The following is a 23,152-nucleotide window of genomic DNA, read 5'->3' as shown; positions in this document are numbered from 1 at the left end:
GGGGTTCGGGTCAAGCGCGATTGAGCCAGCGCATGACCTCGAGCGCGTGCGAGGCCGGGTCGGGAATCGGGTGGAAGACGTGCTCCACCCGATCGCCGGTGACGACCAGGGTCAGGCGCTCGTAGAGGGTCAGATCGCCGGCGGCCAGGGTGGGCAGGCCGAGAGCGGCGGCCAGACCGAGGCGCGGGTCCGGGATGAGGGGGTACGGGAGATGGAGCCGATGCACGAGCTCACGCTGGTAGCCCGTGGATTGCGCGGAGAGGCCGTACACCCTCGCGGCGCCGGCGGCCAAGATCTCGGCGTGGTGGTCGCGCAGCCAGATGGCCTGGTCGGTGCTGCCCCGGGCGCCGTGGATCTCCAGCAGGCCGCGCGGGAGGTCGACGCCGGGACGGCCGGTCAGCGGGTAGACGAAGATCACGCTGCGGCCGGGGCCGAGGGCGCGCAGGTCGACCAGGCGGCCGTCGGTGGCGTAGAAGGTGAGCTCGGGCAGCTGTCGTCCGGTGAGGTCGGTCCCTGTGTGCGGCGGCGCGGCCGTCACCACGAGGCGGGCCGCCTCGTCGATGCGGGCGTCGAGGGCCTCCCGCTGGGCGGTCAGCTCGCCGATGCGCTTCTGGAGGCTCGTCACCGTGCTGCGGAAGGTCGCGATGGCCGCCGCGCAGACGTCGTCGCCGTTGGCGATGGACTCGACGAAAGGCCTGGTCTCCTCGACCGACAGACCCAGTGCCATGAGTTCACGGATCTGGGCGACCTGACGCACGGCCACCGGCTCGTACTCCCGGTAGCCGTTGCTCAGCCGCCGCGGCACGACCAGCCCGGCCGCCTCGTAGTAGCGCAGGGCCCGCACGGTCGTCCCGGTGCGGCGCGCCAGCTCACCGACCCTCACGCGGCGACCCTAAACCCGCACCCTGGGGTCCGGGTCAACGCTGGTCCGGGCGGGAACGGCGCCGGCGCAGACGCGGCCAGCGCTTTCCGAGCACAAGATAGGCGGCGTACGCCGCGGCGGCCACCGCGACCGGCACGCCGGCCCAGCCCTCGTGGACGATCAGCGGCGGCCCGGCCGAGACGAGCGCCAGAGCGAGCGCCAGCCGGTGTGAGCTGAGCTGCCGGGGACCTTGTGGCACGCGATCCCCCTACCCTGGTCACAGCTGTTCCGCCCGAGAAGTATCCCAGCGCCCGTAACGGCCGCCGGCAGCGCCATCCCCCGTGAGAGCTACCACCCATTGCCCCCCGCACGGTGACGATCGACCGGGGTCAGTCTTCATAGCGTCGTCCCATGCCTCAGTTCCGCGGGAGAAACGCACTCATCCTGATCGTCACGTTCGTCGTGGCCGACCTGCTGCTGGCGCCGCTGCTCGCGGCGGCGGCCGGCCATTGGTTCACCGGCCTGCTGACCGGCTTCACGGTGGCCGCCCTGGTTCTGGCCGTCTATCGCCTTCTGGTGCGGCGCCTGGAACACGAGGAACCGCCGCTGACCCGCGCCCGCCCTCTGGCGCTGCGCGGCTTCGCGATCGGCGTGGGCGTTTTCTCGCTGGTCATCGGGGTCATCGCGATCTTCGGTGGTTATCGGATCGCGGGCTGGGGCTCGGCCGGTGACATGGTGGCCACGTTCGGGATGATGACGGGCATCGCCGTACTAGAGGAGGTGCTGTTCCGCGGGGTGCTGTTCCGCCTGCTGGAGCGGTGGGGCGGCACGGTGGTGGCGCTGGCCGGTTCGGGCCTGCTCTTCGGCGCGCTGCACCTGCTCAACCCGCACGCCACCATCTGGGGCGCGCTGGCCATCGCGGCCGAGGCTGGGCTCATGCTGGGCGCCGCCTACGCGCTGACCCGCTCCCTGTGGCTGCCGATCGGACTGCACCTGGGCTGGAACTTCGCCGAGTCGGGCCTCTTCGGCGCGACCGTCTCCGGCTCCGACGGCACGACAGGCGGCCTGCTGCAGGGCGTAGCCCACGGCCCAGCGGCCATCAGCGGCGGCGAGTTCGGCCCCGAGGCAAGCGTGTTCGCCATCCTGGCCGGCCTGATCCTGACCTACCTGTTCCTGCGCCGAACCAACTTCGTCCCCGCACGCTTCCGCCGGACTCCAACGTACGGCGAACAACGGTAGCCATGCCGGCGACACAGCCGCCCGACGACCTGACGGGCAGGATCGCCAAAAGCTACGCCCTCCAGATACACCGAGACGATGTCACGCGGTAAGGGACGAGCCACTGTCCGGCATTTGCGGAAATTCTTGTCCAGGCGCCGCGGCGGCCTTCCGCAAGTTGTCGATGCCGTCATAGGATTGTTTTCACGACGGCCGGGAGAATGGGCGCACCTGTCTTCGCTTTGTCCGGCGACTGCAGTTCGAGTGACTTTCCTGGGTTGCCTTGTGCCGATGGGGACAGGTGCCCGGTTGTCCGCGGGGTGTAGCAGGGCGTGCGGTCGAGGCCCGTCGTCGCGAGCCGAGCGATGGCGTCGTGGCGGGTGCGCGGCAGGACGCGTCGGTGGCCGGCCTCGCCGGCAGCACCATGGCCGGTGGATCAGCGAGGGCGGTCTTGGTGGCTGCCATCGGGGTTCGAGCGGCTCGCGCGGGTACGGCTTGAGGCACTGGGCCGACCGGCCCGGGACCGGCCGTGTCGGCGCCAGCGGGGTCGAGGGCGGCAGGGTCGAGGGCGGCACGGTCGGGAGCGGCACGGTCGGCAGCGGCAGGGTCGACACCAGCGGGGTCGGGGACGGCAGGGTCAGGGACGGCAGGGTCGGGAGCGGCACGGTCGACACCAGCAAGGTCAGGAACGGCACGGTTGGGAACGGCAGGGCCGACGCCAGCAGGGCCGGGAACGGCAGGTCCTGGGGCGGCCAGACCCGGCGCGGTCGGGCTTGAGGTGGCCAGATCCGATCCGCTGACGCACACGATTGGGGGCGGGCCGTTCAGGTTGGTTGGGCCTGCAGCGGCCGGGCCCGGAGCAGCCAGGCCCGCAGCAGCCAGATCCGCAGCAACCAGATCCGCAGCAACCAGATCCGAGGCGGTCGAGCCCGCGATGGTCGAGATCGGGCCGACGGCGGCCGGGCTTGGCGCGGCGGGGCCGGTTGGCGGTGTCGGAGTGGGTGGGTGGCGGTGGCGTGGTCGGTAGGGGCGGGGTGGGGCCAGCGGCGGCATCGGGGTGTCGCCGTGCAGGCTGCGCCATTTTCGGGTGTGGCGTTGTATCAGTCCGTATTGGCGGCGCTCGTGATGGTCGCGGCGGAACTCTTCGGCGTCGGCTGAGTATTTCTTGCGTTTGGTGGGGTCGCGCCATTGGGCTATCTGAGCGTGGTTGAAGAATTGCATCTGGCCCCGTATCTGGCGCATGAGTTATTGTCCCGCGAAAATCAGCGGAGCGGTAAGAGGGAAAATGTGCCACATTCGCGGGGGTGATCGAATGCGATCCGGTCCGCGTTCACATGCCGGGAGTCGGTTCGGTCTGCGACGTCTCTCTTTCAGAGGGCCGGCCTGTCCGCTGTCACCGACCACCGCGCGAACCGGGGCGGCCCTCGTGGGCCGCGTGTCCCGCGCGACCGGCAAGCCTTCAGCGGAGCGCTTTGTCCGGGAGGAAGGGAAATGATCGACCGCTACGCTGCGGCGGTGACATGGTGGCGGGCGCGGCCGCGGTGGGCTCGTGACGGGGCCGGTGGGCTTGTCCTGTTGGCGCTGGCCTTCGTGCCTCCGGTCGCTGCCGCCGGCACCCGGCTCGGTGAGCTGCCGTGGCGGCCGGTCGACGTTCTGGGTCTCGTGGCCGCGGTTGCCATGACGGTTCCTCTCGCCGCGCGGCGGCGGTGGCCGGCGGCCGTGCTGGGCCTGGTCGGGCTCGGGTTTGCCGTGCAGGAGCTTCGGGGCTATCAGAGTGCCGCCGGGGCCGCCTTGCTGGTCGCGCTCTACAGCGCCGGCGCCTATCAGGAACGGTTCCGCCCTGTGGTGGCCGGCGCGGCGGTCATCGCTTATGCGGGGCTGTGTGTGGGGCTGCGGGCGGCCGGGTCGACGGCCCGGGTGCAGGACTACGTCATCTTCTTCGCGCTTGTCGCCCTGGCCGCCGTGGGTGGGGTCGTCGTGCGCCGGCGGCGGGCCTTCGATCGGGAGCAGGCGCGGGCGGCCGAGCGGGCGCGCATCGCGCGGGAGCTGCACGACGTGGTCACCCACCACGTGACCGCCATTGTCGTGCAGGCGAACGCGGCCCGGTTCGTGGCCGGGCCCGGGCCGGCCGCCGACAGCCTCCAGGTGATCGGTGACAGCGGGAAACGGGCCCTCAGCGAGCTGCGTGACCTGCTCGGCGTGCTCGATCCGGAGCGGCCGGCGCCCCGCGACCGGCTGCCGGGGCTCGACCAGGTGGGCGCGCTGGTCGAGTCGACGCGGGCGGCCGGGCAACCGGTCACCCTGGTCGAGGGCGGCACGGCGCCCGCCATGGGCGCGGGGCGTGAGCTGGCCGCCTACCGGGTGGTGCAGGAGGCGCTGACCAACGCCATGAAGTACGCGGCCGGGCAGCCCACCGCCGTCGAACTGGACTACCAGCCGGACGGGGTGACCGTCACCGTCGTCACCGAGCGCGCGGCCGGCGGCGGTGCCGGTAGCGGGTCCGGCCACGGGCTGGCCGGGCTCCGGCAGCGGGTCGAACTGTTCGGCGGCGAGATGACCGCCGGTCCACGCCCAGGAGGCGGATTCGCCGTACAGGCCCACGTGCCAAGCAAAGCAGTAAAAGCCCACGTACCAAGCGAGGGAGCGCCATGACGATCGAGGTGGTGGTCTGCGACGACCAGGCCGTCATCCGCGCCGGGTTCATCACGATCTTCGACTCGCAGCCCGAGCTGACCGTGGTCGGCGAGGCCTCCGACGGCAAGGCCGCGGTCGAGCTGGCGCGGCGGCTGCGGCCGGCCGTCGTGGTGATGGACGTGCGGATGCCGGTGATGGACGGCATCGAGGCCACCCGGCTGCTGGCCGGGCCGGACGCGGCCGATCCGGTCAAGGTGCTGGTGGTGACGACCTTCAACCTCGACGAGTACGTCTACCAGGCCCTGCGCGCGGGGGCCAGCGGCTTCCTTCTCAAGGACGCGTCGCCGGAGCAGCTCATCGCCGCCGTGCACACGGTGGCCCGCGGCGAGGCGCTGGTCGACCCGGCCATGACCCGCCATCTGATCGGGCGGCACGGGTCGCGGCTGCGGCCCTCCGATCCGGACGACGTGGCCGCGGGCAAGCGGCTCACCCCGCGCGAGCGGGAAGTGCTCAAGCTGATCGCCGAAGGGCTGTCCAACAGCGAGATCGCGGCGCGTCTGATGATCGGGCCCGAGACCGTCAAGACGTACGTCTCGCGCATCCTCACCAAACTCGCCCTGCGCGACCGCGTGCAGGCCGTCGTCTACGCCTATCGCACCGGGCTGGTCAGCCCGTGACCGCGTCAGGGGCGGCGACCAGGGCCCGCACCCGGTTATAATTCCCTGACCTCGCGGTTCGCGAGGACCAGATGGCCTCTCCGCGGTGCGACCCTGCGGCCCGCGATGCCACGAGCCATCCCGGGAGCCTGGGCATGACATCCAGCACCGCCCGTTCCGCCACCGCCCGCTCCGGCGCGGCCCCGTCCGACTTCGAGTGGGACACCGACGAGTCCGAGGCCGTGCGCCAGGCCGCCGCCGAGGCGCAGACCGTCGCCACCACCGACACCGTGCGGGCCTACCTGCGCGAGATCGGGCGGGTTCCGCTGCTCACGGCGGAGCAGGAGGTGACGATCGCCAAGCGGATCGAGGCCGGGCTCTACGCGTGCGAGCTGCTGCGCGCGGCCGACGCCGACGGCACCGAGATGGACGGCGTGCTCCGGCGCGACCTGCGGTGGATCGTCCGCGACGGCGACCGGGCCAAGAACCATCTGCTCGAGGCGAACCTGCGGCTCGTGGTGTCGCTGGCCAAGCGCTACACCGGGCGGGGCATGGCGTTCCTCGACCTCATCCAGGAGGGCAACGTCGGCCTGATCCGCGCCGTCGAAAAGTTCGATTACGCGAAAGGGTTCAAGTTCTCCACGTACGCCACGTGGTGGATCCGCCAGGCCATCACCCGCTCGATGGCCGACCAGAGCCGCACCATCCGCATACCGGTGCACATGGCCGAGATCATCAACAAGCTCGGGCACATCCAGCGTGACCTGCTCCACCGCAACGGCCGGGACGCCACGCCCGAGGAGCTGGCGGCCGAGATGGACATGCCGGTCGAGAAGATCCTCGAGATTCAGCAGTACGCCCGTGAGCCCATCTCCCTCGACCAGACGTTCGGCTCCGAGGGCGACTCCCAGATCGGCGACTTCATCGAGGACAGCGAGGCCGTCGTCGCGCTCGACGCGGTCAGCTTCGCCATGCTCCAGGACGAGATCGAGGCCGTGCTGTCCACCCTCACCGAGCGCGAGGCCGGCGTGGTCCGGCTCCGGTTCGGCATCCGCGACGGCAACCCGCGCACCCTCGACGAGATCGGTCAGGTGTACGGCGTGACCCGTGAGCGGATCCGCCAGATCGAGTCCAAGACGATGGCCAAACTGCGCCACCCGGCCCGGTCGCGGGCTCTCTCCGACTACTTGTTCTGACGCCGCGTGCCGAGCCGGTGTGCTCGGCGATGACGTAACGGTGCGGCCCGGGTCTATAGTTAGCCTTATGGCTAACTATTCGGCTCGCCTGGACGACGTCTTCGTCGCCCTGGCCGACCCGACCCGGCGCGGTGTCGTCCGCCGGCTCGGCGAGGGACCGGCGACCGTGGGCGAGCTCGCCCGGGCGTACCCCATGGCCCTGCCCTCTTTCATGAAACACGTGCGCACCCTCGAGAACGCCGGTCTGATCAGCACGGCCAAGACCGGCCGCATCCGCACGTGCGTGCTCAACCGCGACCGCCTCGCCGTCGTCGACGACTGGCTCGCCGAGCAGCGCACCATCTGGTCGCAGCGCACCGACCGCCTGGAACGATTTGTGACCGAGGAGCCGACATGAACCCCGATCTCGACCTGAGCCTGCACCGTGTCATCCGCGCCCCGCGCGCCGCCGTCTGGTCCGCGTGGACCGACCCGTCCCGCTTCGCGAAATGGTGGATCCCGGCCCCGGCCGTGTGCCGTGTGGACCGCCTCGAACCGCACCCCGGCGGTGCTCTCCTGACCCGCATGAGCGACGACGGGGACGCTTTCGTCCCGCACGTCGACGCGACGTTCCTGGTGGTCGACGCCCTCGCGAAAATCGTCTTCACCAACGCGATCGACAGCTCGTGGCGACCGGCCACCCCGGAGCCGGTCGCCATGACCGCCGAGATCACCTTCGCCGACCATCCCGACGGCACCGACTACCGCGTCCTCGTCCGCCACGGCGACCCGGCCGCCCGCGACCGCCACGAGAAGCTCGGCTTCATGGACGGCTGGGGCACCGTCACCACCCAGCTGGCCAAGGAGGCGGAGCAATGAGGCTGACCCTCACCGAGTTCGTCACCCTCGACGGCGTCAGCCAGGGCCCGGGCTCCCCCGACGAGGACACGACCGGCGGCTTCACCCGCGGCGGCTGGCTGGTGCCCTACCTGGACAGGCTCTTCGTCCAGCGCACCTCCGAGTGGCTCGACCACGCCGACGGCCTGCTGCTGGGCCGCCGCACCTACGAGGCCTTCGCCCGCGACTGGCCGCAGATCAAGGGCGACGACCCTTTCACCGTACGGATGAACGCCCTCCCCAAATATGTGGTGACCAGCTCCCTGGAGTCGGGCTCCTGGTCGCCGACGACGATCCTGGCCGGCGACCCGGTGAAGACCGTCGCCGAGCTGAAGGCCGAGCCCGGCCGCGAGCTTCAGATCCACGGCAGCGCCCGCCTCGGCGCCGCCCTGCTCCAGGCCGGCCTGGTCGACACGCTGCGCCTGGTCGTGGCCCCCACCGTCCTCGGCGCCGGCCGCCGCCTGCTGGAGCACCCGGCCGCCCCGGTCGGCCTGCGCCTGAGCCACCACGAGGTCACCCCGTCCGGCCTGGCCCTGCTCGAGTTCGAGCACGCCGGAGCCGCCCCGCTCGGCTCCTACGAGGGCGTGTCGGGCCTGTGAAAGCCGGTCGCTGACAAGATGCCGGTCACTGCCACAACGGCAGGTGCTAGCATGTTGCTGGTGACCGCCACCAACGACCTGCGCGAACGCCGCCGCCTGGCCACCCAGGCCGAGATCGAGGCGGCGGCGCTCGAGCTCTTCGGCGAGCGCGGGTCGGAGCGGACCACGGTCGAGGACATCGCGGCCGCGGCCGGGGTGTCGCAGCGGACCTTCTTCCGCTATTTCCCGACCAAGGAAGACGCGGCGCTCGGGGTCAACCGGGCCTTTCAGGAGGCCTTCACCGCCGAGCTGGCGCGGGGCCGGAACGTCTTCGAGGCCGTCGAGGCGACCTTGGCCGGGCTGCGGACCGGCGAGGGGGCGGTCGAGTCGAGCTTGGCCGGCCTGCGGACCCGCGAGGGGGTGGCCGAGTCGAGCTTGGCCGGCCTGCGGACCCGCGAGGGGGCGGTCGAGCGGCTGCTGCGGGTGCGCTGCCTGCTCGCCCGCGACGACAACCTCCGGCAGGCCGCGATCGCCTTCGACGCCCGGGCCTGCCAGGCCAACCAGGAACTGATGGGCGGCACGCTGAAGGCCCGCGTGGTGATGGAGACGGTCAGCGTCGCGCTGCGGGCCGCTCTCGACGACTGGGCGCTGCGCCGGCACGGCGGCGAGGAGGCCGACCTGCTGGAGATCTTCCGCGAGGCGTGCCGCTACACCAGCCTGACCTGAGCGGCTCATGACGAAATATCACTAGAAATGGTCAATCATGCTGTTCACTCCCCTGGAGCTGGGCTCCATCAAGCTGCGTAACCGCCTGGTGATGGCACCACTGACCCGCATTCGCGCCGGTCAGGACGACGGCGTGCCGGGTGATCTGCTCGTCGAGTACTACCGGCAGCGGGCGTCCATGGGCCTCATCGTCACCGAGGGCACCTGGCCGGTGCGGGAGGGCCGCACCTGGATCGGGCAGCCCGGCATCGAGACCGCCGAGCAGGTGGCGGGCTGGCGCCGGGTCGCCGACGCGGTGCACGAGGCCGGTGGCTCCATCGTCATGCAGATCATGCACGGCGGGCGCATCTCGCATCCGGCGGTCGGTGGCTCCGGGCGTACCGTCGCACCCAGCCCGATCGCCGCACCCGGCGAGATCCGGATCCCGGACGGCAAGGCCGATCTGCCCGTGCCGCACGCGCTGACCACCGGCGAGATCGCGGCCGTGGTGGCCGCGTTCGCCGACGGCGCCCGCAACGCGATCGCGGCCGGCATGGACGGCGTCGAGATCCACGGCGCCAACGGCTATCTGATCCACCAGTTCCTGTCGCCCGCGGCGAACGTCCGCACCGACGAATATTCCGACCGGACCCGCCTGGCCGTCGAGGTCGTCACCGCGGTGGCCGCGGCCGTCGGCGCCGACCGCACCGGCATCCGGCTGTCGCCCGAACACAACATCCAGGGTGCTCTCGAGACCGACCCGGCCGACGTCGTCCAGACGTACACCGGCCTGGCCGAAGCTCTTGCCCCTCTCGGTCTTGCTTTTGTGGACATCCTGCACGCCGACCCGGCCGGCGAGCTCGTGCAGAAACTGCGGCACGCCATCGCGGCCCCGGCCGTCGTCAACACCGGCTTCGGCACGCCGACCACCCGCGTCGAGGCGCTGCGGCTGCTCACCGACGGTCTCGGTGACGCCGTCGCGGTCGGCCGGGCCGCCATCGCCAACCCCGACCTGGCCGCCCGCTGGCGCCAGGACACGCACGAGAACACCCCGGACCCCGCCACCTTCTACGTCGGCGGCGCCACCGGATATACCGACTACCCCACCCTGAAGGAGCTCGCATGAAAGCGGCCGTCTACTACGAGAACGGCGGACCCGAGGTCCTGCGCTACGAGGAGGTGCCCGACCCGGCGCCCCAGGCCGGCGAGGTACTGCTGCGCGTCGCGGCGGTCGGCGTGCAGGGCGGCGACCTGCTGCACCGGCAGGTCAGCCCGTTCCCGTCGGCCCCGCACATCGGCGGCTATCAGGCGGCCGGCACCATCGCCGCCGTCGGTGAAGGCGTGACGAGTGTGCGCGAGGGTCAGCGGGCGGTCGCCTTCATGATGGCGGGATCGCACGCCGAGCTGGCCGCGGTGCCGCTGCACAACGTGTACGTGGTGCCCGACGACATGGACCCGCGGATCGCGGCCGGCATCCCGGTCGAGTTCGGCACCGCCGACGACTGCCTGTTCGAGTTCGGCCGGCTGCGCGCCGGCGAGACGGTCCTCATCCAGGCCGCCGCGGGTGGGGTCGGCCTGGCCGCCGTGCAGCTGGCCAAGGCCGCGGGCGCCACGGTGATCGGCACCGCGTCCAGCGACGAGAAGCTGGCCCGCCTGGCCGGCTACGGCCTCGACCACGCCATCAACTACAAGGACCAGGACGTCGTCGAGCGCGTCCGGGACCTGACCGGCGGCCGCGGCGTCGACCTGGTGGTCGACCCGGTCGGCGGCCGCACCCTGGAGGGCAGCATCAACGCCCTGGCCTACCGGGGCCGCATCAGCTGGGTCGGCCAGGCCAGCCGCGACACGTACTCGCCGCAGCTCGGCCCGCTGATGGGCAAGAGCGCCTCGCTGAACGGCGTCTACTTCGGCGCCGAGATGTCACACGACCCGGCCCGCACCCGCGCGCTGATCGAGAAGCTGATCGGCCGCGTCGCCTCGGGCGAGCTGACGGTCGTCATCGACCGCGAGTTCCCGCTGTCCGACGCGGCCGGCGCCCACCGCTACATCGAGAGCCGCGCCGCCTTCGGCCGGGTCCTGCTCATTCCCTGACCGGCCAGTCGGCGCGCAGCCGGTCGAAGGCGTGCCGGACCTCGTCCGGCACGTCGACGTGGGCGATGAAGTCACGCCCCGAGGGACCGTAACCGGTCATCCGCGGGATCTCGCCCATCAGCAGCGTGACGTAGTGCTCCAGGGACCACATGCCCACCGGCGGGTCCACGAACGACAGCCGCCCATCGGATGCCTGCACAAAGGTCCGGTGGGCGGCGTAGTTGGTCAGCCGGGCGGTGGGCGCGTGCTTGCGGAAGCCCGCGTCCATCCGCTGCTGCATCGTGGCGTCCTGGATCAAAATCAGACGCTGATGACGTACGCCCGAAGAGCGCAACAGACGCAGCGACATCGTCACGTTGTTCCCGCAGTTCGTCGACTCCTGCTCCAGGAAGTCGGCCGACAGGCCGTGCCGCTCCCGGAGGTAACGGTCGAAGAGCGCGGCCTCCGTGCCCGAGTGCACACCGAGCGTCTCCCGCAGCGCGCTCGTCGTGTGCCCCTCGCCGCCGGCGATCATGTAGCGGTCGGCGGCGCCGGCCCGCATGGCCTCGGCGAAGACGTCCGCGCCGGCCAGGATGCTGCCACCGAAGAGGATGGCCACATCGGCCGTTCCGGCCGTCAGCTGCGGTACGTCGCGCCGCGCGCAGAAGCGCACCAGGGTGTTGATGTCATCGGCCGAGCCCATGATCACACCCTACTTTGCGCTCAGTGCAACGATGCACTTAATGTAAGCACTGTGACGACCTCTCCGCTCGACCGCCGGGCGGCGCTCAAGGCGCGGCATCGGCGGGCGATTCTCGACGCGGCCAAGGAACTGATCTCCGAGGACGGCAACGCCCGGCTCAGCGTCGATCTGCTGGCCGAGCGGGCGGACGTCTCGCGCCGCACGATCTTCAACCACTTCGCGTCGATCGACGACATCGTGACGACCGTGTGCACCGAGGTCCTCGGCGTCGTCATCGAGAATGTGCTCGACCGGATCAGTACCGCCCCGGCCGCGTCCACCTTCGAGACCGTCTCCGCGGCGCTGCGATCCACCGACGTACCCTCGCTGATCGCCTTTCTTTATCGCGCCCTCGGCGGTTTCGGCGCCGGCGATCCCCGGCCCCAGCAGATCTTTCAGGCCACTTTCGCCCGTACGACCATGGACCTGGCCCGCCTCCTCGCCGACCGGCACGCCGATCTGGACGCCCTCGAGGCCGAGATCCTGGTCAGCTCGCTGGTGCACGGCACCGAGGTGATCGCCCACCACTGGATCGCGGACACCGGCGCCGTGGTCGACGAGGACTCCCGCCGCCTGTGGGCGCACCTGCTCGACCGGCTCATCGACAGCATCCGCACCGGTTACCCCACCTGATAGCAGAGAGGCACTCCCCCGTGGCCGAGTTGCTCTACCGTCTGGGGCGTTTCAGCGCCAGGCGGGCCTGGACCGTCCTGATCGCCTGGGTGGTGATCCTGGGCCTGTCCGTCACCGCGTACTTCGCCTTCGGCGGCACCCTGTCGTCGCAGGTCACCATCCCCGGCACGAAGACCGACCAGGTCACCCAGCAGCTGGCGCAGAGGTTCCCGAGCGCCAGCGGCGGTTCCGGCACGATCGTGTTCCACACCTCGAGCGGCGCCGCCTTCACCGATGAGCAGAAGGCCGGCGTGGCCGCGCTGCTCAAGAGCACCGGCGAGCTGGACGGCGTCGCGTCCACGACCGACCCGTTCGCCACCCAGCAGCAGGCCACCGAGCAGGCCGCGCAGGTCACCGGGGGCCTGGAAAAGGTCACCGCTGGACTGGCCCAGCTCGAGGCGACGAACGCGCCGCCCGGCTCCCAACAAGACGCCGCCAAGGCCCAACTCGAAGCGCAGGCCGCCCAGCTGAAACTGTCGCAGCAGCTGCTCGCCATGTCGGCCAAGATCCGGCTCGTGTCCGAGGACGGCAGCGCCGCCACCGCGCCCGTGGTCTTCGACAAGCCGCGCATGGAGGTCACCCAGGAGACCAAGGACGGCGTCGTCGACCACGTGTCGGCCGGCGTCCCGGCCGGGGTCGAGGTCGCTTTCTCCAACGACATCACCCAGGGCGTCCCCGAGGTGCTCGGCGTCGGTGAGGTCGTCGGCGTGGTCGTGGCCGCGATCGTGCTGCTGGTCATGCTGGGCTCGCTCATCGCGGCGGCCCTGCCCCTGGTCGGCGCCCTGGTCGGCGTCGGTGTCGGCGTCACCGCCTCGCTGGCCCTGTCCGGCACGGTCGACATGCTCTCGATCACCCCGGTGCTCGGCGTCATGCTGGGCCTGGCCGTCGGCATCGACTACAGCCTGTTCATCCTCAACCGGCACCGCCGCCAGCTGCTGGCCGGTGTGGACACGCACGAGTCGATCGGCCTGGCCAACGGCACCTCGGGCAACGCCGTCGTCTTCGCCGGCGCCACCGTGCTGGTGGCGCTGCTCGCCCTCAACGTCACCGGCATCGGCTTCCTCGGCATGATGGGCACCGTCGGCGCCATCTGCGTCGCGGTCGCGGTGGTCGTCGCGGTCACCTTGACGCCGGCCCTGCTCTCCCTGCTCGGCCCGCGCGTGCTGGGCCGCAAGGCCCGCGCCGCGATCGGCCGGCCGCACGCGGACACCACCCCCTCGCAGCCGATGAGCACAAGCCGGGCCCTGCTGACCGCGTTCGCCGGCCTGGCCGCGCTGATCGTCATCGCCATCCCGGCGCTCTCCATCCGCCTCGGGCTGCCCGACGGCTCGTCGGAGGCGCAGGACTCGTCGCAGTACCAGGCGTACAAGCTGACCGAGCAGAAGTTCGGCGCCGGCGTGAACGGCCCGCTGCTGGTGGTGGCCGAGCTGCCGGCCGCCGTGACCGGCGACGAGGTGCTGGCCGAGCAGGTCCGCGCCGGCAATGCCCTGATGGCCGTTTCCGACGTCGCCGCGGTCGCCCCGATCGGCCAGTCCAAGGACGGCGCGCTGCTGGCCTTCCAGGTCATCCCGGCCGAAGGCCCGTCCAGCGAGTCGACCGAGCAGCTGGTCCGCGACCTGCGCGACCTGTCACCGCTCGAAGGTGGCGTCACGCTCGGCGTGGCCGGCAGCGCCAGCGGCAACATCGACATCTCGGAGCAGCTCTCCGACGTGCTGCCGCTCTATCTCGGCGTCGTGCTCGGCCTGTCGCTGATCATCCTGATCTTCGTCTTCCGCTCGCTGCTGGTGCCGCTCACCGCCACTCTCGGCTTCGTCCTGTCGCTGTTCGCCACGTTCGGCGCGATCACCGCCATCTTCCAGTGGGGCTGGCTGGGCTCGGTCTTCGGCGTGCACGACCCGGGCCCGATCCTGAGCTTCCTGCCCACCATCCTGATCGGCATCCTGTTCGGCCTGGCCATGGACTACCAGCTGTTCCTGGTGTCGGGCATGCGAGAGGCGTACGCGCACGGAGCCCCGGCCCGTCTGGCGGTCCGGCAGGGCGTGCACGCCGGCCGCACGGTCGTCACCGCCGCCGCGATCATCATGATCTCGGTCTTCGGCGGCTTCATCTTCTCGCACACTGCGATGATCAGGTCGCTCGGTTTCGGCCTGGCCTTCGGCGTGCTGGCCGACGCCTTCCTGGTCCGCATGCTGGTCATCCCGGCCGTGATGCACCTGCTCGGCCGCTCGGCCTGGTGGATCCCGCGCTGGCTCGACCGGATCCTGCCCAACGTGGACGTCGAGGGCGCCGCCCTCGAACGCAGCCACCCCGTCACCCCCTCCCCTTCCCCCGCGGAACGCGCCACCATAGGAGCATGACGACTGGATCGATCCAGGTCGATGACCTCGACGGCGTCGCGCTCGTCCGGATGGCCCGGGGAAAGGTCAACGCCCTGGACCTCGACCTTCTGTACGACCTGACGACCACCTTCCTCGAACTCGACAACAACGATGCGACCGCCGCCGCCGTGCTCACCGGCGGCGGTCGCGCTTTCTCGGCCGGCGTCGACCTCAAGCGCGTCCTCGCCGGCGGCGCCGCCTACATCCGCGAGTTCCTGCCCGCGCTCGAGGACGCGTTCGACGCCGTCTTCTCCCTGGGCAAGCCGACAGTCGCCGCGATAAACGGCCACGCCATCGCCGGCGGCGCCGTCCTGGCCGCCGCATGCGACCAGCGGGTGATGAGCGGCGGCACGCTCGGTGTGACCGAGCTACTGGTCGGCGTGCCGTTTCCCGCTCTGGCTCTGGACATCTTGAGCCATGCCCTGGGCCCGCGTGCGGCCCACAGAGCTGTCCTCACCGGCGAGACCCTGACCCCCGCACAGGCCCTCGCGGCCGGCCACATCGACGAGATCGGTCCCCCGGAGGCCGCTGTCGCCCGTGCCCGCAAACTGGCCGAGATCGCTCCCTACACCTTTCGGATGACGAAGACCCAACTCCATTCCGGCGTACGCCGCAACCCCGACCCGCAAGTAACAAAGCTCTGGATCGACGCGGTCGAGGACGGCCGCATCGAACGCCACATGGCCGGTTTACATATATAAGCCAACGGCATATGGTGACCACATGAGGGAGCCGACGTACTACATCCTCGCGGCGCTCCAGGACGAGCCCCGCCATGGCTACGCGATCATCACGCGCGCCGCCGAGTTGTCCCAGCAGCGCGTCACGCTGGCCACCGGCACGCTCTACCAGGCCCTCGACCGCCTGACCCGCGACGGCCTGATCGAGGTGGTCCGCGACGAGGTGGTGAACGGCCGGGCCCGGCGCCACTACGCGCTGACCCCCGACGGCCGGGCGGCCCTCGAGGCGGAGGCCACCCGGATGGCCGAGGCGGCCCGGATCGTCCTGCGGGTGAGGCCGGCATGACGCCGTACGAGGTGATGGTCCGGCTCTACCCCTCCGACCACCCCCGCGACGAGATGCTGGGCGTGCTCGAGACGAACGGCCGCCGATGGCACCGGGAGGCACCCTCGCTCCTGCTCGGCGCTCTGCGCGCCCGCAGCGGCGGCGGCCATCCGGCCCGCTTGCGCTGGCTGTACGCGTCACGGGCGGCCGCCTTGATGCTCCTGGTGGCCGGGGCGACGGCACCGATCCTCGACCTGAGATACGGGGTGGTGCTCCTCAACAACCTCATGATCGTCACCTGGATCTGCGCCGGCCTGGCCGCGGCCGCCGTCATGCTGGGCGCCCGGGTGCCGGCCCTGGGCCTGTCCCTGTCGGCCTTGTTACTGAGCGGCACCGACCAGACAAGCACGGCCGCGATCGCCGCCTACACCCTGGCCTCGGTCCTGCTGCTGCTCCCGGGCCGCCCACTGCCGGTCCGCAACCCCCTGCCGATCCTGCTGGCCATCGCCTGGGCGGTCGACTACACGATGCCGCCCTGGTCCCAGTCGGCCTTGATGATCGCCCTGCTGCTCTGGACCCTGATCGACGAACGAGTCCTGCTGGCCGCCGGCCTGGCGTTGTCGGCCGGCCTGATAACGGCCACCGAGGAGATAGCCGCCGCCAACGACCCTCGAAGCCTGATGATCGTCGCCGCGTGGCGGGTCGGCGTCCCCGCCGTCTTGATAGTGGCCGGAGCCACCCTGATCCACCGCCGAGTCCAAACCTGACCGCTCCCGCTTCCACCAGGTCAGAACTCTGCCACGGCCCGACGTGGAGCCGCGAGCGTGAGAACAGGCACCGCACAGGGCGAGTCAGCGGCGGCGCGTCAAGGGCGAGAGCGGCTTGCCTGGCTGATGCCGATCGCGGCAGCCGGCTTGGTCCAGTCAGCCGTCTGCGTATGGCTCGGACTGGGACAAGGCCGATAAAGCAGCTGGCATCGGCGCCATCAGCCTGGTGGTGGCGTTTGCCTCCGGAAAGGAACGCGCTGACAGGTCTGCGGGCCCCGGCCTGAAGTCAGTGGTTGACTGTGGCTTGCCGTGCCAGGACGTCTCGTACTCGCTGGAGCAGCTCGCGGCTGGTGAAAGGCTTTTCGACCATCACGAAACCGTCGGGCAGCGTGCCGTTGTCGGAGAGGACCGGCTCGGCGTAACCGGACATGTAGAGGACTGGGAGGCCCGGGCGTACCGCAGTCACCCGCACCGCCACCTCGTTTCCCATCATCTTCGGCATGATGACGTCGGTCAGCAGCAGGTCGATGCCGCCGGGGTGGGTCTGTGCCACGTGGATCGCCTGCTGGCCGCCGTCTGCGGCCAGGACCTCGTAGCCCGCCCGGGTCAATATGCGGGCCGTTGTCTGTCGCAGGGCGTCCTCGTCCTCGACCATCAGGATCGTCTCGTGGGCCGACGCCAGCGGGTCCGGCTCTCCCGTGGGCTCCTCCACGCTCTCCCCGGTGGGCACCGGCTGATCCGTGGCCGGCAGCATGATGGTGACCGTGGTTCCTATGTCCACCTCCGAGTACAGGTGGACGTCGCCGCCGGCCGCCGTTGCTATGCCGTAGACCGTGGCCAAGCCCAAGCCTGTTCCGGCTCCTCTCGGCTTTGTCGTGTAGAACGGCTCGAACGCTCGCTCCTGCACCTCTCGCGGCATGCCCGCCCCGGTGTCGCTCACCCTCAGGCGCACGTACGAGCCGGGGCGCAAGTTGTAACTTCCCGCGTCGTCCGGGCCCAGGTCGGCGTTGCCCGTGTCTATCGACAGCGTGCCGCCGCCCGGCATCGCGTCGCGGGCGTTCACGGCCAGGTTGACCAGGATCTGCTCCAGCTGGCCGGGGTCCGCGTGCACCGTTCGCAGCTGGCGGTCCAGGTGGGTGATCAAGTGGATGTGCTCGCCCAGCGTTCGGCGCAGCATCTGCTCCACGTCGCCCACCACGTGGTTCAGGCTCAGCACCTGGGCCTGTGTCACGTCCCGGCGGCCGAACGACAGCAGCTGCTTCGTCAGCTGGGCCGCCCTCTCCGCCGCGTGCCTGATCTGGCCCAGGTCGTCGCGGGCCGCGGCCAGGTCGGCCGGGGCCGGGTCCTCGGCCTCCAGCGTGTCCAGCACCAGCTCGGTGTAGTTGCCGATGATGGCCAGGATGTTGTTGAAGTCGTGGGCCACGCCGCCGGCCAGCTGGCCCAGGCTCTCCAGGCGGCGGGTGTGCTGGAGGCGCCTTTCCGCCGCGTCGCGTTCGGCCTGCGTGATCAGGCGTTCCCGTTCGGCCTGGGCGGCCACCCGTTCCGTCACGTCGCGGATCGCCGCCGACACGATGATGCCCTGGTCGGTCTCCAGCGCCGACAGGCTGATCTCGGCCGGGAACTCGGAGCCGTCCTTGCGGACCGCCGCCAGTGACGTGCCGCCGCCCAGCTGGCGGGTTCTCGGCTCGGCGAAGTAGCGGGCGCGCTGGCCGGGGTGGGCCGCGCGGACCCGCTCGGGGACCAGGATGTCGACGTTGCGGCCGATCAGCTCCTTCCGGGCGTACCCGAAAAGCTTCTCGGTCTGTGCGTTGACCAGGGTTATCGTGCCGTCCTGGGTGACGCCGAGCATGGCGTCGGGCGCGGCCTCGAGCAGGCCCTGGAACATGAGCTCGGCCCGGCGGCGCTCGCTGATGTCGCGGGAGATGCCGGCCACGCCGGTGACCTGACCGGACGGGTCGCAGATGGCCGACAGGGTCAGCGCCACCGTGACGATCCGGCCGTCCTTGTGGCGCCGCCGCACCTGGTCCTGCTCGACGCGTTCGCCGGCGGCGGCCCGGGCCAGCAGCTCCCTTTCGGTCGCCTCCTGCCCGTCCAGGAAGATCAGGGCCATGTCGCGGCCCAGCGCCTCGGCGGCCGCATAGCCGTAGAGGCGTTCCGCGCCCGCGTTCCAGCTGGTGATCACGCCGTCGAGGGAGCGGCCGATGACCGCGTTGGGCGACGATTCGACGATGACCGCGAGGCGTTGCCTCTCGGCCAGCACCTCGGCCCGCTGGGCGAGCGCCGCCGCCTGGTCGGCGAGCTCGGTGAACAGGGCGATGTCGTCGTCGGCGAACAGGCTCCGATAGCGGCTGAGCATCACCAGCGCGCCCCGCCCGGCCACGGTCGTGATCGGCGTGGCGGTGACGTAGCGGGTGCCGGTGGCCTGGGCCAGCTCGACCGCCACCGCGGGCGGATCGGTCCAGCCGGCCAGCGCGTCGATGGTGAAGCCGGCGGCCAGCAGCTCGCCGACGTCGCGGTCGACCGCTTCGCGGGAGAGCAGGACCCTTTGGTCGTACGCCATGACGCGCAGACGCCCGGGCGTGGTGGGCAGCAGCACCGCGGCCACGTCGGCGCCCAGGACCTGGCTGGCCCCGTGGCAGAAGTGCCGCCACGTCTCGGCCGCGTCCGCGTCCGGCGCCACGGTCAGCAGCCGCTGGGTCATCGCGTACGCGGCGCCGGTGGACCAGCGCCGCCGCAGCCGCCGCGGCGGCACGAAGGCCAGCAGATAGAGCAGGCCGGCGACCAGGGCGAGCACCCGCGAGTGCACCGCCGCCGACCGGCCGGCGGCCGAGGTCAGCACCGCGACGCCGAACAGGGCGGTGGCCGCCGCGGCACACCAGAACCGCACCCGGGCCGCGCCGCCCCGGCAGCGCGCCTGGGTGGCCAGCAGCACGGCGGCCAGGACCTCGAGGCAGAAGAAGACACCGGCGGCGATCAGGACCATCCGGCGCGGCAGCGTCCCGGCGGTCGCGACGACCAGCGGGGCCGCGCTGACGGCCCAGGCGGCGGTCGCGGCCCCCATCAGCCACGGGCTGACCGGCCGCAGCCGGGCGACCAGGCGCAGGGTGAACACCGGCTTGGCCAGCAGCACCGCCACCAGCGCACCCATCACCACGGGCGACGCCGAGCCGCCGAACACCTCGACCAGGCCGAGCGCGAAGAGCATCGCCACCGACGCGAACATGACCATCACGTCACGCAGCAGAGGGTCGCGCCGCCGCAGATAGCGGTAGCCCATCCAAGCGAAGATCAACGCGTACGCGGAGGTGACCGCGAGCAGCATGTCCTCAGTCTAGGAATTTGAGCGCGAGTTCGTGGGCGGCCTCGTGAACCCGGTCGCGGCCGGCGTCCTTGGCCGCGTAGAGGGCGGCGTCGGCCCGGGCGACCAGGCCGTCGGCGGTCTCGGCGCCGTCCCAGACGGCGACGCCGGCCGAGAAGCTCCGCCCGCGCGGGGTGGCCAGGCGCATGCGGTCGACGATCTCGCGGGCCTGGGCCGACGAGGCCGCGGGCAGCATCACGACGAACTCCTCGCCGCCGAAGCGGGCCATGTGGTCGGCCGTGCGCAGCTGCTCCTGCCAGGCCGCGGCGGCCTCCTTGAGCAGGCGGTCGCCGGCCAGGTGGCCGTACGCGTCGTTGAACTGCTTGAAATGGTCGATGTCGATGATGGCCACGGCCAGCGGGTCGCCGGTGCGGCGGACCCGCTCGATCGTGCGGGGCAGCTCGGTGTTCCAGGCCCGCCGGTTCGGCAGGCCGGTCAGCTCGTCGGTGACGGCCAGCTCGCGGACCTTCTCGGTCTGCACGTCCAGCTGGGTGATGAGCTGCGACATCCGGGTGACGACGAGCAGGAACAGCAGGACGCAGCCGACCGCGATGGCCAGGGCGTCGGTGACCTCGTGCCGGGCGGCCTGCACCATCAGCAGGACGGGCGCGATGAGGGAGACGACGGTCAGCACGAGCAGCAGGCCGCGGCTGGGGCGGGCCGAGCGCGGCGCGACGGCCCGGGTCAGCGAGCGGACGCCGGGATGCAGGGCGGCGGCCGCGAAGAGCAGGTAGCCGGCCAGGAACACGTCGGCCATGATCTTGTTGGCCAGCGGGCCGGCCTCCCAGGCCATCTGGTTGATCACGGCCCAGGCCCCGTCACCGGCCAGGAAGCAGAGCAGGGCCGCGCCCAGCAGCCGGAACGAGGTGTTGCGGGCCCCGCCGCTCAGCAGCAGCCGGGCCGTCATGGCCAGCAGGGCGATGTCCCCCACCGGATAGGCCACGCTGACGATGTGCCCGAACAGCCCGATCGACGGGTCGGAGGCCGCCGGTTTGATCAGGAAGACCCAGGACAGCAGGCCGGCGCCGGTGGTCAGGATGGCCGCGTCGACCAGGCTCGACAGGTCGCGGTGGGCGGTGCGCCGCCGGATGAGCAGCAGCAGCCCGGCGGCGGCGGTGGGATAGAGCGACAGATAGGCCAGGTCGGCCCAGGACGGGAAGGGCGGATATTCCTCGGAGCGGGTCAGCAGATATTCGACGAGGATGCCGCCGGCGTTGCCGGCCACCCCGGCCGCGAGCAGCCACCACATGACCGGCAGCCCCGGCCGGTGACGACGGACCCCCACGATGATCATCGCGGCCGCGAACCAGCCGCCGGCCACCTGCCACAGCACCTGGGCCAGGCCGCCGTCGGGCACCACGAGGAAGCCGCCCAGCGCCACCACGGCGATCGCGGCCCACCCGCGACGAGAACTCACGTCACCCGCATCGGCATCCGGGGCCCGGACATGACGGGTTCCCCGCGCGAGTGTGATGAATGAACCGGGTTCGCGGTTAGCCGATCAGCCGGACCGGGCACGCAACGGCGGAACAGCCGCGGCGCCTCCCCGCGCCGCGGTCGGCTCGAGAGCTAGGAGCGCCATGAGCATCGAGAAGACCGCCGACAGCACCCTGACCGACCCCGAGGTCGTCACCGCCGAGACGCCGCGCCGGCGGTTGACCTCCACGGTGCCCGCGGCCGGCGCGCTGGCCGCGGTGGGCGGGGTGATCGCGATCCTGCTCGTGCGCCGCCGGGCCGCCCGCGCGAAGTCCCGCAACCGCTGGGTGCCCGCGCGTTTCCGGCGCTGACGGGTCAGAGCGCGAGGTCGGCGTACTCGCCGAGCAGCGGATCACGGCGCTCGGCCAGCCAGGCCAGGACCACCTGGTTGTCCGGGATGTCGGTGACGCGGGCCCAGGTGACGTCCGGCCGGGTGTAGTAGGTGGCGGTCGACAGCGGCAGCACCACCACGCCACGGCCGGCCGCCACGTTCTCCAGCTTCTCCTCGACCGCCCGCGCGGGCACCGGCTCGGCCGGGACCGTCGCCACCTCGCGCCACTCGGGCACCGCGTCCGGGCTCTGGAGCAGCCGCTCGGCGGCCAGGTCGGCGATGGCCACCGACTCCTTGCCGGCCAGGCGGTGCCCCGTGGGCAGCACCACGACGCGGGGCTCGCTGGTCATCGGCCGCACGGTCAGCCCGTGCCGATCGGCCGGCAACCGCAGATAGCTCACGTCGGCCCGGCCGTCGCGCAGCACCTCCACCTGGTCGCTCCAGGTCGTGCGCAGCACCTCGACGGCCAGGCCGGGGTGGCGGTCGCGCAAGCGCCGCACGGCGTCGGTGACGATCAGGCCGGGCATGAAGGCGACCACGAACCGGTCGGGCGCCGCCACCCGGCGGCGCAGGGCCTCGGCCGCCGCCAGCAGCGGCCCGGCCCCGGCCAGCAGGCGGTGGCCGGCCTCGGTCAGCTCGGTCGAGCGCCGGTCGCGCCGGAACAGCTCCACCCGCAGCTCGGCCTCCAGCGCCCGGATCTGCCGGGACAGCACGGGCTGGGCGATGTGCAGCTCGGCGGCCGCCCGCCCGAAGTGCAGATGACGGGCGACGGCCACGAAGTAGCGGAGTTTCCGCAGGTCGACGTCGATGCCCTGAGGGTATTACAGACGCCGGAACAGGTCTTGGACGCGGGCCGGCGGTCGGGCGCAGCGTAGAGGCATGAACATTGCGAAACAGCGGGTGGTCATCGTCGGCGGCACGTCCGGCATCGGATACGCCACCGCGTCGGCCGCCGTCGAGCAGGGCGCCGAGGTGGTCGTGGTCTCCCGTGACGAGCGGCGTGTCCGCGACGCCGCCGAGCGGCTCGGCGCCACCGGCCTGACCGCCGACCTCACCGGCCCGCCGGCCGGTCTCTTCGACCAGATCGGGCCCTTCGACCACCTCGTCTACACCGCCGGGGAGCAGCTCGCGCTCACCCCGATCGCCTCGATGGAGGTGGCGCGGGCCCGTGACTTCTTCGGGCTGCGCTACTTCGGCGCGCTCGCCGCCGTGCGGGCCGCCCTCCCCCACCTGCGGGAGGGCGGCTCCATCACGCTGACCACCGGCACCGCCGCCGACCGCCCCCTGCCGGGCTGGGCGGTCGCGTCGAGCATCTGCGGCGCGGTCGAGGCGCTGACCCGGGCCCTCGCCGTCGAACTGGCCCCGCTGCGGGTCAACGCGGTCAAACCCGGCGTCACCCGATCGCCGATGTGGGGTTCCGGTGAGGGCGTCGACCGGTTGTACGCCGACACGGCCGCCGCCGTGCCACTGCGCCGGGTCGGTGAGGTCGCCGACGTGGCCGACGCCTACCTCTACCTGATCGGCCAGTCCTTCACCACGGGCACCATCCTCACCGTCGACGGCGGCGCCCTTCTCGCTTAGAAGGGTCCGGTGATCACGCAGGTCACCCCCGGGTACTGCACGTTGAT

Annotated in this window: 22 protein-coding genes and 1 pseudogene; 17 read left to right on the top strand and 6 right to left on the bottom strand. The window is 71.6% G+C overall.

Features of this window, described 5'->3' with window-relative positions; all coding sequences use genetic code 11:
- Positions 1–10 precede the first annotated feature (10 nt).
- Both ACQP2X_RS15210 and ACQP2X_RS15205 read right to left on the bottom strand, forming a co-directional pair.
- Positions 11–883 (bottom strand): MerR family transcriptional regulator, encoded by an 873-nt coding sequence (locus tag ACQP2X_RS15210; protein WP_498697452.1) that lies wholly within the window; start codon positions 881–883, stop codon positions 11–13.
- 34 nt (positions 884–917) lie between these two features.
- Positions 918–1,121, bottom strand: a complete 204-nt coding sequence (locus tag ACQP2X_RS15205) for a hypothetical protein (RefSeq protein ID WP_498697449.1) — start codon at positions 1,119–1,121, stop codon at positions 918–920.
- A 152-nt stretch (positions 1,122–1,273) separates the two neighbouring features.
- Here ACQP2X_RS15205 and ACQP2X_RS15200 point away from each other — a divergent pair, with 152 nt between their 5' ends.
- The 10 genes and pseudogenes from ACQP2X_RS15200 to ACQP2X_RS15155 all read left to right on the top strand — a co-directional run bounded on the left by ACQP2X_RS15200 (position 1,274) and on the right by ACQP2X_RS15155 (position 10,816).
- Complete coding sequence (locus tag ACQP2X_RS15200) at positions 1,274–2,101, top strand: CPBP family intramembrane glutamic endopeptidase (protein ID WP_498697446.1); 828 nt, start codon at positions 1,274–1,276, stop codon at positions 2,099–2,101.
- A 1,470-nt stretch (positions 2,102–3,571) separates the two neighbouring features.
- Complete coding sequence (locus ACQP2X_RS15195) at positions 3,572–4,732, top strand: sensor histidine kinase (protein ID WP_498697444.1); 1,161 nt, start codon at positions 3,572–3,574, stop codon at positions 4,730–4,732.
- The gene (locus tag ACQP2X_RS15190) at positions 4,729–5,391 is read left to right on the top strand and encodes a response regulator (protein WP_498697442.1); all 663 of its coding nucleotides are present in this window, start codon (positions 4,729–4,731) and stop codon (positions 5,389–5,391) included. The genes ACQP2X_RS15195 and ACQP2X_RS15190 overlap by 4 nt, the downstream gene beginning before the upstream one ends.
- 182 nt (positions 5,392–5,573) lie before the next feature.
- Positions 5,574–6,566 (top strand): annotated as a pseudogene (locus ACQP2X_RS15185) (RNA polymerase sigma factor); the annotation flags it as partial.
- A gap of 67 nt (positions 6,567–6,633) precedes the next feature.
- Entirely contained in the window at positions 6,634–6,963 is a 330-nt protein-coding gene (locus ACQP2X_RS15180) for an ArsR/SmtB family transcription factor (RefSeq protein ID WP_498697440.1), read from the top strand.
- Positions 6,960–7,424, top strand: a complete 465-nt coding sequence (locus tag ACQP2X_RS15175) for an SRPBCC domain-containing protein (RefSeq protein WP_498697438.1) — start codon at positions 6,960–6,962, stop codon at positions 7,422–7,424. The genes ACQP2X_RS15180 and ACQP2X_RS15175 overlap by 4 nt, the downstream gene beginning before the upstream one ends.
- The gene (locus ACQP2X_RS15170) at positions 7,421–8,041 is read left to right on the top strand and encodes a dihydrofolate reductase family protein (RefSeq protein ID WP_498697434.1); all 621 of its coding nucleotides are present in this window, start codon (positions 7,421–7,423) and stop codon (positions 8,039–8,041) included. Before ACQP2X_RS15175 ends, ACQP2X_RS15170 begins: the two co-directional genes overlap by 4 nt.
- A gap of 51 nt (positions 8,042–8,092) precedes the next feature.
- A complete protein-coding gene (locus ACQP2X_RS15165; protein ID WP_498697431.1) occupies positions 8,093–8,746 on the top strand; it encodes a TetR family transcriptional regulator in 654 nt (217 codons plus the stop codon).
- Positions 8,747–8,783: 37 nt separating this feature from the next.
- A complete protein-coding gene (locus tag ACQP2X_RS15160; RefSeq protein ID WP_498697430.1) occupies positions 8,784–9,851 on the top strand; it encodes an alkene reductase in 1,068 nt (355 codons plus the stop codon).
- Positions 9,848–10,816 (top strand): quinone oxidoreductase family protein, encoded by a 969-nt coding sequence (locus ACQP2X_RS15155; RefSeq protein WP_498697428.1) that lies wholly within the window; start codon positions 9,848–9,850, stop codon positions 10,814–10,816. Before ACQP2X_RS15160 ends, ACQP2X_RS15155 begins: the two co-directional genes overlap by 4 nt.
- Here the strand turns inward: ACQP2X_RS15155 and ACQP2X_RS15150 are convergent.
- The gene (locus ACQP2X_RS15150) at positions 10,806–11,498 is read right to left on the bottom strand and encodes an ElyC/SanA/YdcF family protein (RefSeq protein ID WP_498697426.1); all 693 of its coding nucleotides are present in this window, start codon (positions 11,496–11,498) and stop codon (positions 10,806–10,808) included. The two genes, ACQP2X_RS15155 and ACQP2X_RS15150, sit on opposite strands and share 11 nt — an antisense overlap.
- 51 nt (positions 11,499–11,549) lie before the next feature.
- Between ACQP2X_RS15150 and ACQP2X_RS15145 the strand changes: the two genes are divergently transcribed.
- Genes ACQP2X_RS15145 through ACQP2X_RS15125 form a run of 5 tightly spaced genes read left to right on the top strand, consistent with a single transcriptional unit; the run spans position 11,550 to position 16,359 of the window.
- Positions 11,550–12,170: a TetR/AcrR family transcriptional regulator gene (locus ACQP2X_RS15145; RefSeq protein ID WP_498697424.1), complete on the top strand. Its 621-nt coding sequence runs from the start codon at positions 11,550–11,552 to the stop codon at positions 12,168–12,170.
- Positions 12,171–12,190: 20 nt separating this feature from the next.
- On the top strand, positions 12,191–14,566 hold the full coding sequence (locus tag ACQP2X_RS15140; RefSeq protein ID WP_498697423.1) for an MMPL family transporter: 2,376 nt from the start codon (positions 12,191–12,193) through the stop codon (positions 14,564–14,566).
- The gene (locus ACQP2X_RS15135; RefSeq protein ID WP_498697420.1) at positions 14,563–15,288 is read left to right on the top strand and encodes an enoyl-CoA hydratase/isomerase family protein; all 726 of its coding nucleotides are present in this window, start codon (positions 14,563–14,565) and stop codon (positions 15,286–15,288) included. The genes ACQP2X_RS15140 and ACQP2X_RS15135 overlap by 4 nt, the downstream gene beginning before the upstream one ends.
- Before the next feature lie 22 nt (positions 15,289–15,310).
- Complete coding sequence (locus tag ACQP2X_RS15130) at positions 15,311–15,613, top strand: PadR family transcriptional regulator (RefSeq protein ID WP_498659173.1); 303 nt, start codon at positions 15,311–15,313, stop codon at positions 15,611–15,613.
- A complete protein-coding gene (locus ACQP2X_RS15125) occupies positions 15,610–16,359 on the top strand; it encodes a hypothetical protein (RefSeq protein WP_498697418.1) in 750 nt (249 codons plus the stop codon). The genes ACQP2X_RS15130 and ACQP2X_RS15125 overlap by 4 nt, the downstream gene beginning before the upstream one ends.
- Positions 16,360–16,645: 286 nt before the next feature.
- Here the strand turns inward: ACQP2X_RS15125 and ACQP2X_RS15120 are convergent, their stop codons facing one another.
- Positions 16,646–19,681, bottom strand: coding sequence for a PAS domain S-box protein (locus ACQP2X_RS15120; RefSeq protein WP_498697416.1), 3,036 nt, complete (start codon positions 19,679–19,681; stop codon positions 16,646–16,648).
- Between the two features lie 4 nt (positions 19,682–19,685).
- On the bottom strand, positions 19,686–21,134 hold the full coding sequence (locus ACQP2X_RS15115) for a GGDEF domain-containing protein (RefSeq protein WP_498697415.1): 1,449 nt from the start codon (positions 21,132–21,134) through the stop codon (positions 19,686–19,688).
- A 163-nt stretch (positions 21,135–21,297) separates the two neighbouring features.
- Between ACQP2X_RS15115 and ACQP2X_RS15110 the strand changes: the two genes are divergently transcribed.
- Positions 21,298–21,504, top strand: a complete 207-nt coding sequence (locus ACQP2X_RS15110; RefSeq protein ID WP_498697412.1) for a hypothetical protein — start codon at positions 21,298–21,300, stop codon at positions 21,502–21,504.
- 4 nt (positions 21,505–21,508) lie between these two features.
- Here the strand turns inward: ACQP2X_RS15110 and ACQP2X_RS15105 are convergent, their stop codons facing one another.
- Positions 21,509–22,300 carry a LysR family transcriptional regulator gene (locus ACQP2X_RS15105; protein ID WP_498697409.1) on the bottom strand — a complete coding sequence of 264 codons (792 nt, stop codon included), beginning with the start codon at positions 22,298–22,300 and terminating at the stop codon, positions 21,509–21,511.
- Between the two features lie 103 nt (positions 22,301–22,403).
- Between ACQP2X_RS15105 and ACQP2X_RS15100 the strand changes: the two genes are divergently transcribed.
- On the top strand, positions 22,404–23,105 hold the full coding sequence (locus tag ACQP2X_RS15100; protein WP_498697407.1) for an SDR family oxidoreductase: 702 nt from the start codon (positions 22,404–22,406) through the stop codon (positions 23,103–23,105).
- Positions 23,106–23,152 lie beyond the last annotated feature (47 nt).

Source organism: Actinoplanes sp. CA-131856 (assembly GCF_050956135.1).
Classification (GTDB): Bacteria; Actinomycetota; Actinomycetes; order Mycobacteriales; family Micromonosporaceae; genus Actinoplanes.
Note: the sequence above shows the minus strand (reverse complement) of the source record. Positions and strands in the feature narration are given on the sequence as shown.